At 28.7% G+C, this 12,430-nt stretch carries 10 protein-coding genes and 1 pseudogene; 1 reads left to right on the forward strand and 10 read right to left on the reverse strand.

Annotated features, from left to right (window positions below):
- Positions 1-79 precede the first annotated feature (79 nt).
- The gene (locus ACTQZM_RS10610) at positions 80-205 is read left to right on the forward strand and encodes a hypothetical protein (RefSeq protein WP_441653739.1); all 126 of its coding nucleotides are present in this window, start codon (positions 80-82) and stop codon (positions 203-205) included.
- Between the two features lie 142 nt (positions 206-347).
- On the opposite strand, the gene tnpB (ACTQZM_RS10615) is transcribed toward ACTQZM_RS10610, so the two are convergent.
- From tnpB (ACTQZM_RS10615) to tnpB (ACTQZM_RS10660), 10 genes and pseudogenes are all read right to left on the reverse strand, one after another.
- Positions 348-686 carry an IS66 family insertion sequence element accessory protein TnpB gene (gene tnpB, locus ACTQZM_RS10615; RefSeq protein WP_441653740.1) on the reverse strand — a complete coding sequence of 113 codons (339 nt, stop codon included), beginning with the start codon at positions 684-686 and terminating at the stop codon, positions 348-350.
- Between the two features lie 270 nt (positions 687-956).
- Positions 957-2,573 carry an ATP-binding protein gene (locus ACTQZM_RS10620; RefSeq protein WP_441653741.1) on the reverse strand — a complete coding sequence of 539 codons (1,617 nt, stop codon included), beginning with the start codon at positions 2,571-2,573 and terminating at the stop codon, positions 957-959.
- Positions 2,563-3,804 (reverse strand): SIR2 family protein, encoded by a 1,242-nt coding sequence (locus ACTQZM_RS10625; protein ID WP_441653742.1) that lies wholly within the window; start codon positions 3,802-3,804, stop codon positions 2,563-2,565. Before ACTQZM_RS10625 ends, ACTQZM_RS10620 begins: the two co-directional genes overlap by 11 nt.
- A gap of 116 nt (positions 3,805-3,920) precedes the next feature.
- Positions 3,921-5,189: a hypothetical protein gene (locus ACTQZM_RS10630; RefSeq protein WP_441653743.1), complete on the reverse strand. Its 1,269-nt coding sequence runs from the start codon at positions 5,187-5,189 to the stop codon at positions 3,921-3,923.
- Positions 5,190-5,245: 56 nt separating this feature from the next.
- Positions 5,246-6,125, reverse strand: a pseudogene (locus ACTQZM_RS10635) (HAD family hydrolase); the annotation flags it as partial.
- A 510-nt stretch (positions 6,126-6,635) separates the two neighbouring features.
- Complete coding sequence (locus ACTQZM_RS10640) at positions 6,636-7,391, reverse strand: RES family NAD+ phosphorylase (RefSeq protein WP_441653744.1); 756 nt, start codon at positions 7,389-7,391, stop codon at positions 6,636-6,638.
- Between the two features lie 343 nt (positions 7,392-7,734).
- Positions 7,735-8,661, reverse strand: a complete 927-nt coding sequence (locus ACTQZM_RS10645; protein ID WP_441653745.1) for a sce7725 family protein — start codon at positions 8,659-8,661, stop codon at positions 7,735-7,737.
- 1 nt (position 8,662) lies between these two features.
- Positions 8,663-9,523 carry a sce7726 family protein gene (locus ACTQZM_RS10650; RefSeq protein WP_441653746.1) on the reverse strand — a complete coding sequence of 287 codons (861 nt, stop codon included), beginning with the start codon at positions 9,521-9,523 and terminating at the stop codon, positions 8,663-8,665.
- A gap of 377 nt (positions 9,524-9,900) precedes the next feature.
- Complete coding sequence (locus ACTQZM_RS10655; RefSeq protein WP_441653747.1) at positions 9,901-11,292, reverse strand: reverse transcriptase domain-containing protein; 1,392 nt, start codon at positions 11,290-11,292, stop codon at positions 9,901-9,903.
- A 576-nt stretch (positions 11,293-11,868) separates the two neighbouring features.
- A complete protein-coding gene (gene tnpB, locus ACTQZM_RS10660; RefSeq protein WP_441653748.1) occupies positions 11,869-12,111 on the reverse strand; it encodes an IS66 family insertion sequence element accessory protein TnpB in 243 nt (80 codons plus the stop codon).
- Positions 12,112-12,430 lie beyond the last annotated feature (319 nt).

The following is a 12,430-nucleotide window of genomic DNA, read 5'->3' on the forward strand; positions in this document are numbered from 1 at the left end:
TAGAGGGACAATGGGTTGTTTCATCATAAAAAACCTCCAATCTTCTGTTTGAATACAGTATAACTGGAGGACTAGATAGATGCGATACACCTTGTTATTGGACGCTTACGAAGATTCCTTATTAGGTCATCGAAATCACAAAATTTCAAAAGAAGATAAATTAAAGGCATTGAAAAAAGAAGGAAGCGATTATTACTGGTATTAAAGCGATGTAAGGTGCTCGTAAAATATGAAACTGCAGTATGTCAAATAGCCCGAATGCTATCAAGTTAAATAGCATTCAGGCTATTGGCATACTCCCATCATCCTATCTTTCTCCCTGATTTTATGTTTTTAGAATGTTGTTTTTATACCTTTTTCACTGCATTTGGCTGGATGATACTTAACCCTTCTAATAGCCACCGCAGTTGTTGGTTACTTAGTTTCATGATTTCCTCTGATTTTCGTGGCCACTTTAATTTTCCATCATTTATTCGCTTGTATAATAGTATGAATCCATCTCCATCCCAATAGAGTGCTTTGAAACGATTGGATTTTCCACCGCAAAACAAGAAAATGGCATTATCGTACAAATCCATATCGTATTCATATTGAACGATACTAGCTAAACCATCAATTCCTTTTCGCGTATCTGTTCTTCCGCAAACGATAAAGATATTTGTCACCTTAGTAAAATCGACTAGCATATTAAATTTTCTCCAAAATCATTTGTGCTAGTTGCTTAGAGACCCTTTAGAATAGACGTACCTCGGTTCCTGATGAAGTCTTAATATGTACACACAATTTTTGAGGACTCTTTTTATGCGTATCTTCATTTTTACGATTTTTCTCGTTGTCAGTAATCTTTACTGGAACAATTTATGACTGACCTCATTCAAATTTTGATAGCTTTATACTACCTTCATGTTATGTAATGCATATCATAGAAATGTTTATTAACAGTCAAAATGTACAATCTACATTCCCCACAGACTAGGGGTGTTGTTGTGATGCTTTCTATCACATTTATCTATTTTCAGATATAAATCTTTTAATAAATTTACACTTGTAAAAATTGCTTCTCCAGTATTGAGATTTTTTACTTGTTTTAATTGCTGCTCTGATAGATAATTACTAATTACTTTCAATTCATCTACTGAAGTTAGGCGATGAATTAACAGTGAACCTACTTGTCCGAGTAGTACCTTATCTACATCATTTGGATTTTGAGTTGTTAAAAATAAAAATATACCTTTTTTTCTTCCCTCTCTAGCTATATTTGTTAGTCCGGAATAGTATGATAATCCATTAATTGATTTTGATGTTGTATAGCGATGAACTTCATCAATAAATATAACAAAAGGTCTAGATATCTGATCTGATTTGTTTAAAATATAATTTGAAATTAAATCAATTATCATACCACCAATTCCATCTGAATATCCTATTGCCGAAGTATTAATATACAAAGATTTTTTTGAATTAATTATAAATTCTTCTATTACTTTGATAATATCTTTTTCGTTGGAGTTGAAAAAATTAGTAAAACTAGTATTCTCCAATATATAATTCACTTTTTGTATTAAATACTGATTTATTCCAAATTTAAAATTATCCTTTTTATATTTTCCTTTTTCCTCTATTACAGCTTCATTTTCTATCTGCTTACTTAATAAACTTAAATCAAAATCTGTATCCTCAGGAGTTAATTCATTTAATTCTCCCAGAATATTTATTACACGGTTTCCATATTTTTCATATGGACCTGCTTTCCCTATTTTCTTTTGATAACGAAGTGATTTTATTGCCTCAAAAAGAATTGCAGGTTGTGTGCCCTCATTTATTTCGAATAAAATCGCCCAATGTTGAAAAGATAATTTAGATACTGATAAAAAAGCGTCACTTCCCAGATTATACTTGTCTACTTCTTCATCATTGAATGCCTCTTTATATTCTCCAGTTGGATCAATAATTAATACCTTTATATTACTACTAATTAGATTATCTAGAATAGACAATGCACTAGTAGATTTACCACTATTTGTTGTTCCTATGGCCATTAAATGTCTATCGAAAAGTGTTCTAGGTTGTAAATATATAGGATACTGTTGTGAATTTATACATAACTTTGCAAAAGATGGAAGTTTTTCTTCTGAATGTCTTCTAACTTCAACTGATGAAACATAATCAGTTATAATCTTTTCATTTGCTATGTAAACTTTATCAGTAATCCCAACAGTATTAGTACCTGGTAAACAAAAAAATTTTTCATCCAATGGCATATATCCTAAAATTTCAACACCTAACTCCGGGAATATTTTCTCATTTTGCCCAGAGTTTAACATTTTATGAACGCTTGCCTCATTCGATACTTTTGATTGAAAAATTTCACCAAAATAAATTCCATTACTAGATTCTATTAGTACATAAAAATTTATTGTATTTGGAGAAAAAATTTCACAATTTATTCGTTTAAAATTCATTAGTGTTAAGTTTTCAACTTGGATAATCGCATTAGTTCTATATACTTGAGAAATTACGCCAAGATAATAATAACTTTTATCAAAATCTTCAAAATAATCTTCAATTCTCATATTTACCACCTAAATATTCTGTTAAATCGCCATTTAAAGTTGCTTTTAAAAAGTATACTGGGTAATGTTCATTCATTAGTCTTTCTAATTTTTTCCAATTTTCTGATTGCTGAGAGATATTAAAATCAGAAATTAATACTGTTAAACTATTATTATCTGTAATTGCTTGAGTGATAATTTTGGTGATATGATTATCTGAAAAACTAAATCCTGTTGTAATTAATAGCGAGTTTGGTTTACGCACCAACTCTTGAAATTTTGTAAATAATTCAAAATATGGCTCTTGATAAGTTTGAGCATACTTATCTGCACTTGGAAAAATCATTACACTTTCTTCTAAATTAATGAATTCTTTTTTTCCTTTACGGTATATATATCCATTTTTAGCTCTTTTCCAATTTATTGACCCATGAATCTTTATTAAATTAAAGACTTTTTTATAGTAAACTAATTCATTTGTTTTAACATTAGGAATATTTTTAACAATATTCCAGTCAAAAATATCACTTGAAAATCGTGGACTATACTGAAAAGTAAAGCCATCAAATATTGTATAATTTAACGACTCGGCTGCTTCTTCAAAAAGTGTATCATAATTTGTTGTTACTATAGAAAATTTATTTGTAGACGTTACTTTCCTTGATAATATATTCAATAACGCTCCATGTTTAAATACATCACTATTATAGTCATAATCCGTATTTTCTTTAATTATTTTTAATAATTCATTTATCGAATTATTATATTTCTTCTTCCCACTAATAACAAATTGAGAATAGCTTATTAACTTTGATAAGAAATCTTCTAAGTTAAAATCTTCGGATAATACTATACCATCTTCAGAAATTACTTTAGGATAGTGCATCTTATTTGCTAATTCTTCAAAAGTATAGATATTACTACTATTGCTGTTGTTCTTAAAATAGTTATATGCTATTTCCGAAATCATTTTTACTGTTTTTCCATAATTTTTATCAATTTTATTACCATTAGATATCACAACTGATGCACCTGCACCTGCCAATAAGATAATACTATCAAATTTTGTATTAACAATATTACTAACTTCTAATTGAATTATTTTTTTAAATTCTAAAAAATTTTCTCCACCAGAAGTATCTGCTACATCAAAATTCAATTTTTCTTCATTTTTATAAAAAGATACATCATTATTCTCGCTCTTTATATAAAATTCTTTTCTTGAAGATTTAAAGTAAAACTCTTTTTCCAATACATTCTCCCCCATAACGATGTCACGTTAACATTTTCATATTTATGAATGTATAAATGTAAGAAGCCAAAGTTTGATTTCATACAAATAATTCATAAGTATGTAATACATTAATATCAATAAATGAAAAATACTCTTTCAATATTGTGTTTTCCTAAATTACATACTGTAATATCCGTGCAATAAAATTCCTTACAATTTAACGAATTATTAAAATAGTCATGTATGTTTTGTTGTGGAATTTTCGAATAAACCCCTGATTTAGTTGATGCAAATACCTCTTCAAGCGTTAATTTCGAAACATAATTGCTAAATCCAGTATCTTTACCTAAATGATGTGGGGCAATCAAGAATAATTTACTTTCATCATTCTCATATTTTAGCAACATATCAACAAGATATTTATAACTAATATCTCCAGAGAAAATTATTTTCTTATTACAAAAAGTTAAAACTAGAACAAGACATCTGTTATTTGATTTATAGCAAAGTGTCGATTTATAAATTTCAGCCTTTATTAGTTCAAAATTTATATGCCGATTACTCTTCTCCAAATATATTTTTTTATTTATTGATTGATTTAAAATTAATTTTTCTACTTTATTCTGTCCAATTCGTTTAGAAAGTATATTAATTAACTTTGTACAAGCTTTCGTTTTTTGAAGTTTAGATGGAATATAAACTTTTAATATTCTATTAAAATCAAAGTTAGAATTGAGCATGCATCTGTAATGATCGTAATCGAAATGACTAAGTATAAAGAATCTTTTTTGAATATTAGCGTTAACTTTATTACTATTAATAATTTTAGTCACATCATTTTCAGAAAAATACATTTCTGCTCCAAAATCAAAATTAATTTCTATATCTTTATACGAAAATCTATTCCAATTTCCAACGCCTACATTCAACACTTCTAGTTTAGCTATTTGTTCTTCAAGTTCAGTATTTATATGTAAACCATTATTATCCTCATAATTAATATTAATGAAATTAGTATCATCAGAATAATACAAATCCCGATTAAATGAATCTTGATTAATTAGATAATTATTTACGATTAATAATTCGGTACTATTATATTGAAAACAGCAACAAATTGCTTGATTGTTATTTTCAATATTTTCTGTAATAATAAAGTTATTTTCTAAAAAAAAGTCAACTGGAATCTCATACCAGAAACTTTTTTTAAATCCTAAATTTTTTTCAATTTTTACAGATTTTAATTCAATAAAAAAACTATCTTCAACAATTTGTAAATTATATAGATTACTAAACTGCACCAAATCATCATCTTCATAAAATGCAAGAATATATGTATGTTCCTTTAGTTTTTCATTATATACTGATTTTTCACAAAATAATCTCAAAACATTTTTAGTCATAATATTTTCTTCCTATAATATTAATAATTATCAGTTAACCTCTACAACAAACTACTATTCAATACTTCTTTTTCATTTTCATAATGCCATGTTTCTAGTTCTTCATTTGCTGCTGTACGATGAATAATCTTTTTAACGAGTTTATCTAAATCAGTTCCTTCATTGTAGTCAGCAGCTGCAAAATATTTTATTCGATTATCTTTCATCATTTGGTAAACTTTAGCCTTGTCTTTTGTAACACCATTATATACACCAATAGAATGTCCACCGTGTGAATTAACAAGTTTCATACATGGAATATCTGTATCACTATCACCAATATAAATCATATTTCGAAAAGGTACTCTACTCATATCTGGAGGAAATGCATCATTCACACCAGGATCATTAATATCAAGTACACCTTTTTCAATTCTAAATAAAAATTGAGTTTTATTCGTATAATTAACAACTTGGGCTGGCCATACTGCTACATTATTTACATTATAATAAAAAGAACTGGCATAAATTTTCTCAAATGCACCATTTTTGCAACAGAGGTCCCTTCAATCATTTCTTTTAAACCGGAAGAAATAATATAATGTTCGACAATGACTCCCTATTTCTTTCCATAATCTCTAATCCGTTTAAACCATTGTTCCACACCAGGAAATAACTTAACAGATGCACCATAATCTGCTAATTGTTCTTTTGTAAAAAGCACTTTACCTTCAGATTTTTCTTTCATTGTGAACATATATGCAAGATTTTGATCCATTTCATTTTTGCAGCACGTGCATTCGACTCTTTCCAAAACTCATTAACGTTGTGACCAACACTCTGTATATATCCTTGCGCTTGCATGTCATCAGGTGATAAAGTCTTATCAAAATCATAACAGATAGCAACTACAGGCTTACTCTCTTTAGTCTTGCGTTTATATTTCACTTCTGACATATTCATTCACTCCTCGTAGAATAAAAAATTCCCATTACTCGACTTAAATATATTCTCCTATCCGGGATATTTCATCACTAATTGATACCATGTGCATTTTATTTCATACGCGCTTTTGATATTTGCTAATAGAGAACAGGTATTCTCTCAATCATTATCAAAGATTTTATAGCTGTGCACATTAAGGAGTTATCATATGAATAAAGAATTAATTACATTCAAATCACGAAAAAGAGTGGAACAAAGTAAAATACAATCTTCCAAATATTCATAATTATCGCAGAGTTGAATATTTTTAGGCCAAGAAAATATTTGGAATAGTAGCTCTCAGAAGGAAAAGAGTTAGAAATACTTACTGTAAAAATTATTACTCGCTATCAACACTGTTCTGAGAAAGAGTAAGAAAAAATATAAAGTCGGATTTATCCGTACAACAAAGTATTAATTCTACTTCAAAAAGAAGAATACTTACCATTTAATTGTCTGCTTGAAGAAATATGATTCAATTACTTACAGGACTTTTTTATAATCAATCGTATCTATTCTATATATCTGAGTATCTATACATTCACATATATCAGGATTAAAAAGCGCTAAATTATAACCTCCACTATTCATTACACTATTGTACTCTATACCTGCATATTCTTGAACATTATCATGAGTAATACTTTTAATAAAATCAGTTATATATTGAGTTGAAATATAGTCGAGATCACTATCACTTTTCCTAGTAATTTTATCCATCTCATCATTTATTTTATTTAAATATTCCTTATTAACCGCATATTCTAAACAACCTATACCTTCAATAAATGGGCTTATTTGATTGATTTTCTTCAAATCAACTACAATAATATCGTTTTTTAACTTAAATTTTCCAACTGTCACATAATCGTAAGCGCCAGCTCTTACTTCATATATAGTAGTATCTGCACTATCCCCAAGATACAAACACCTAATTCCCTTCGAATTTGCTCTACCATCTGCAGTTAATTCTACTGGTGGAGCGCCCATTTCATCAATTGGAATACCCTTCTCTGTTGAAATTATACATCTGTAGAAAATCTTTCCTGCATTATAACTTTTGCGGACAAATGAGCAATACCTCTCTAGTAAATTTAAATCTAAATAATGTGTATGAAAACGATTCTTAGTCTTTAAAGCCTGTACAAAATCTTCCCAAGAATTAGTTATTAATAGAGAATGATTTGATAAATATTCTTTATCATATAGTTCCTTTATCCCAACAGGCTGGTCAAACACTTCATTGTTTAATTCATATTTATCTTTGCAGATTGCTTTTAATATATTATATACTTCCGCTTCATTTTTTTATTAAAAATATTCCAGTTTTTTATCAAATCCTCTTTCAATAATCGTGTATCTTCTCTAGGATAGGATTCAGGCAACAAAGAAACGGGTGTATAAATACTTATCAATTCATCAAACATAATGTTTAAATCGTCACATTTACATGTGTCATATATATAAACATTTTTACTCTTACAAATCGGACAATCACCTTTTATATTCTTGTTACAGATAACAGAAATAATTTCAGTATCACAAAAGCATTTTTCACAAATTATCATAAGCTACTTCCTGTCTAACTGTCTAAATATTTTCCTACTAACTCTAAATGATGCATAATTGATAATTTTTTTACTGTGCCTAATCCAGGATAGGCTTCTCTATTAAACAAGTCGATAAAATCTCGCATTGCCGTAGTTGGAAGTTTTCTTTCAGTATTCCAAATTACTAATTTTCTTAAGGCTTCATGAAATTTTCCCGCAGGATCACTTATATCCTCATTTGAATCAGAAACAAAATGCTTTACACGTAAGCTATTATCCTTATCATCAAAATAAACAATATGTATTGCAACAGTGTATGGTGCAAATCCTGTTTCATTATAGTTATTCCCAACGATAGAATAATCAGAAAATCCAACATATCCGTCAGCTAAATAATACAAATGATCTTCAGAAAAAGGTTCATCATCTACTTCAATATAATCGTTATTTCTAGCTTGCTTATTAAATTTATCATCTAGAAGTACACGATTTTCCTTCACTCTCCTTCTAAAACCGTTTTCATCTAAGATCAAATTATAATTAACGTTTTTGTCAGAAAAGCAACTCTCATAAACAGAGATTAAATCTCTGTTAGTACAAATCGTGCCCATATTGTGGAAATCTCTACTAAGAAAAATTTTCGAATTAGACTCACTTTGTAAATAATTAAAAAAAATAATATTATCACTATTTTCATTTAACTTTTCAGATAATAAATTTTTTAATGGCTGATTTCTTTCTTCATGCATTTCTCTAATAAAACTTCCAACTTGTGGATTAGTGATAATTCCTAATCGTCTATTACTGAGACTATAAGTTTCAATCGTCTTAATAAGCGTATTAGATAATCTTACTGGCTCAATAATGGGAACTACATTATTACTCAATAAGTTTTTTTCAACTAATTCACGTAACGCGATTAATTCATACTTTCTACCTCTCAAATAAGGAAAATACATATTATACACCCCCGTAGCTACTTTCTAAAAATAAATTTAGTTTTTGATAATCTTCAGAATTTAACTCCATAAAATAGGCCAAAAATTTCAATTCATAAGGAATGTTGATAAATTCTTTTTTTTCTAAAGATGTTCTTTTCTTTAAAACATTCAAAACAAGAGAATAAGATTCCTCTATTGGTATCTGTAAAAATAGTTTTTTGCATTCGGAATAATATTTAAATTGTGTAACATTTGGTAAATATCCATATTTTTTCATTAATATATACTCATATTCAGTTTTTCTCAACAACTTAAACATAACATTATTGTCCAAATCAGCGCAATACCTTTCCGGCCTACGAATCATTCCTAATCTTCCATTTCTTCTTAATATATAGATTCCCACAGGCTTATCAATACAATTTAAAACTTCATTAAGCTGTTGAAGATTATTCTCATATGTAACTACAGCTACATGATCAAACGCTTTATAATAATCGTTTATTTGAGAATTTAATCTTTCTAAATTGTCTAACTCCGTCTTTATCTCATATGTAATTGCCTTTCCATTTATTAAAACAAAATCAGCCTTAGATTTAGCAATTGAAATTTCTGTTAAAGCAGTTGTTGTATTAACACTATGCACTCCTAAAAGCAATTTATTTAATAAAGTATTTTTATAAAAATACTCATTTCTATAACTCTTTTTCAATACATTGTATACTTCAGCAATTAACTCTTGATTATTTTTTTGATTAGTATTACTTGTATATTTTCTCACTACTGAAGAATATATTGTATCCGTTTCACCTTCCAAAAAATGACGAATCATATTACGAGTGAAAAATCTATTCAAAATGTTTAACTTATTATTTTCCATCAGGACTCGCCACCATTCATTCAATTTATCTCACGCTTCATAGATGCTTATAACAATTAATCTGTATAAGTTAATATTACCATTAATAATACAATGTATACAATACTATAATCTTGCATTTTATCTAAGATTAAGTGTCAACACTATTCTATTTCAGAATTAGTTGTGTTAATTATTCTAACAAAAATTTAAAAGAATGGAAAGTTGTTTTGATTAAATTTTACGTTAACTATTTTTTATCATCGTTATCAATGATAAAACTAAAATAACACTTTAACAAAACCTCTAAAACATAAATTTAACTTAATATAGTATTTTATATTTAATTTTACAAGTGATATCTAACACATTTTGTCCAAGCGATTCATAAATTTATGTCAAATTCTAACATGCAACTGGTAACCTAAATTAGACTCGATAATTCGTTTCCTATTTCTTATCTGGTTCATCATCAAATTATTAGTATTCGGACACTTTTGTTCAAAAATTCTTTGACAACGTTTAGCATAATCAATAAAACTGCTTTTCCCGCGTCTTTTCTCAAACTCAATTCTACTATGATAAATTGGACCTAAATCTGTATATAGAGCATAAATTTGCGTCTTATAAGGCATATATTTAATAAGATTACTTCCTTTATAGGACTTTTGATTTTTGCTGCTCAATATCTTTATATATTTTCTTTTAGCAATCTTTTTAGACTTTTTTATTAATTTTTTTGCATTACGATAGAATTTAAATACACTCTTACCACGCATAGAAACATTCTTACCATCAAAAATAAAGCCTAAGTAATTCAATGGTTTCGATCTATTAGAAGATAATAATCTCATTTCTTTATTTTCATAAACATACATTCCCGTTTTTTCTTCTTGAATAGTTACATGACATGCTTTTGATAGATTAATGATTTTAGCATTAATCTCCTTCACTTCTTTTGCTGAACAACTATCTTTGGGTAACACAAGAATATAATCATCCGAATATCGTCTATAGCATCCTCCATAAGATTCCGCGATATGCTGTAACCTAATATCTAAATTTATAGCAAACACGTTAGCTAAAACTGCACTTATCGCTGAACCTTGCGGAATACCTTTTTTATCGATATTTTTTGCTGTTTGGTTCATCTTCTGAAATTTTCTAAATTCATAAATATTTTTAAAATAACTACATTGACCTTTCTTCGGTTGACAATACTGATCAATACTCTCCTTCTTGTAATACCCATAATGCGTAATTGTTTTATAAACTTGATACCAGTCTTTTGATAAAGTATCTACCTTCAGCACAGTACGTAGATTCTTTTTCAAAATAGCATGATTTATTTCATCAAAATAGCTTTTAAAATCACCAATAAGAATATATGCTGATTCATATTCTACAATTTTATTAATAATTTCAGCAGCAAAATCAATATTGCAACAACCATTTTTATTGTTTCGATAAGCTATAACGCATTCATCAATTTCATTCTCTGCACAAAATTGATTATATTTTTCATTTAGCTTTTCAGAATAATATTTATAAATATAGTTATCGATATGACTCGCATACATAATCTCTCTTTCTTTGCTCTTTATATCAGGTTTCCTATCAACTACTCCCTTTATTTTACAAAATTCCAATTTAAACTTTATGAATGGCAAAAAAGCATGTCGAGACACCCATTCTGGATTTTCAACATTGCTTTGGACTTTTGAATATCTAATTAGTTTATCAAAATGCAGATAAGATTTCATCGGATAAATTTCTTCTAATTTTTCCATGTTTCACCTCTATAAGTGAGCGGAAAGGAGATTAGGTTCGGACCCTATTTTGCACTCCTTCCTGCCTTCCGGTATAAATACTATCTTCCCACCGTAGGAATTTTTGTTGATAGTAAGTTCCGAATACATAACTCTTTATGTTATAATAGAGTTGTGTCCAGTCTCTGTTTAGAAAGGAGATTGGTATTAATGCAAAATACCGTTATCGTCACAATCATTAGCACAACTGTAAGTGTATTATTTCAATCACTTAGCAATTATATACCACGCGTTATTACGTTAGTAATACTTGACTGGTTAAACAACCGTTTCTACGAACTTACGTTTCCGTAGACAATTGAATAATACCATATTTTTTAGAAAAGTTCAATGTTTACATCGTAAGCTTTTGCACCATTCACTTTGCGCTTCCAACTCGCTTATTTCTGTAAGCAACCATTCCAAATATTTCCACGGACTTAGATCATTCACTTCTGCGGTCATAATTAGTGATTGGTAGATTGCATTCGCCCTTGCACCTTTTCCATTCTTGTAGAATAACCAATTCTTTCTTCCCATAATTATCTCTTTTTATTTTCACAGCCATTTTAATTTTCCATCGTTTATTCGTTTGTATAATAGTATGAATCCATCTCCATCCCAATAAAGTGCTTTGAAACGATTGGATTTTCCACCGCAAAACAAGAAAATGGCATTATCGTACAAATCCATATCGTATTCATATTGAATGATACTAGCTAAACCATCAATGCCTTTTCGCATATCTGTTCTTACACAAACGATAAATATATTTTTCACTCTAGTAAAATCGACTAGCATATTAAATTTTCTCCAAAATCATTTGTGCTAGTTGCGAGGAGACCCCTTGGAATAGACGTAACTCGGTTCCTGATGAAGACTTGATATGCGCCTACAGTTTTTGAGAGTTCTTTTGTAAGCGCCCAATAACAAGGTGTATATCATTCCTCCAGTCCTCCAGTTATACTGTATTCAACAGAAGATTGGAGGATTTTTTATGATGAAACACCCAATTGTCCCTTTAGAGCTGCCAAAAAATGACAGGAAACACTTCAAGCAACGAACTAAAAACGATCTATTGCTTCGTTGTAAAGTGGGACCTATTGAGCTCAGCTTTTTC

The organism is Enterococcus cecorum (genome assembly GCF_052119425.1).
Classification (GTDB): Bacteria; Bacillota; Bacilli; order Lactobacillales; family Enterococcaceae; genus Enterococcus_E; species Enterococcus_E cecorum_C.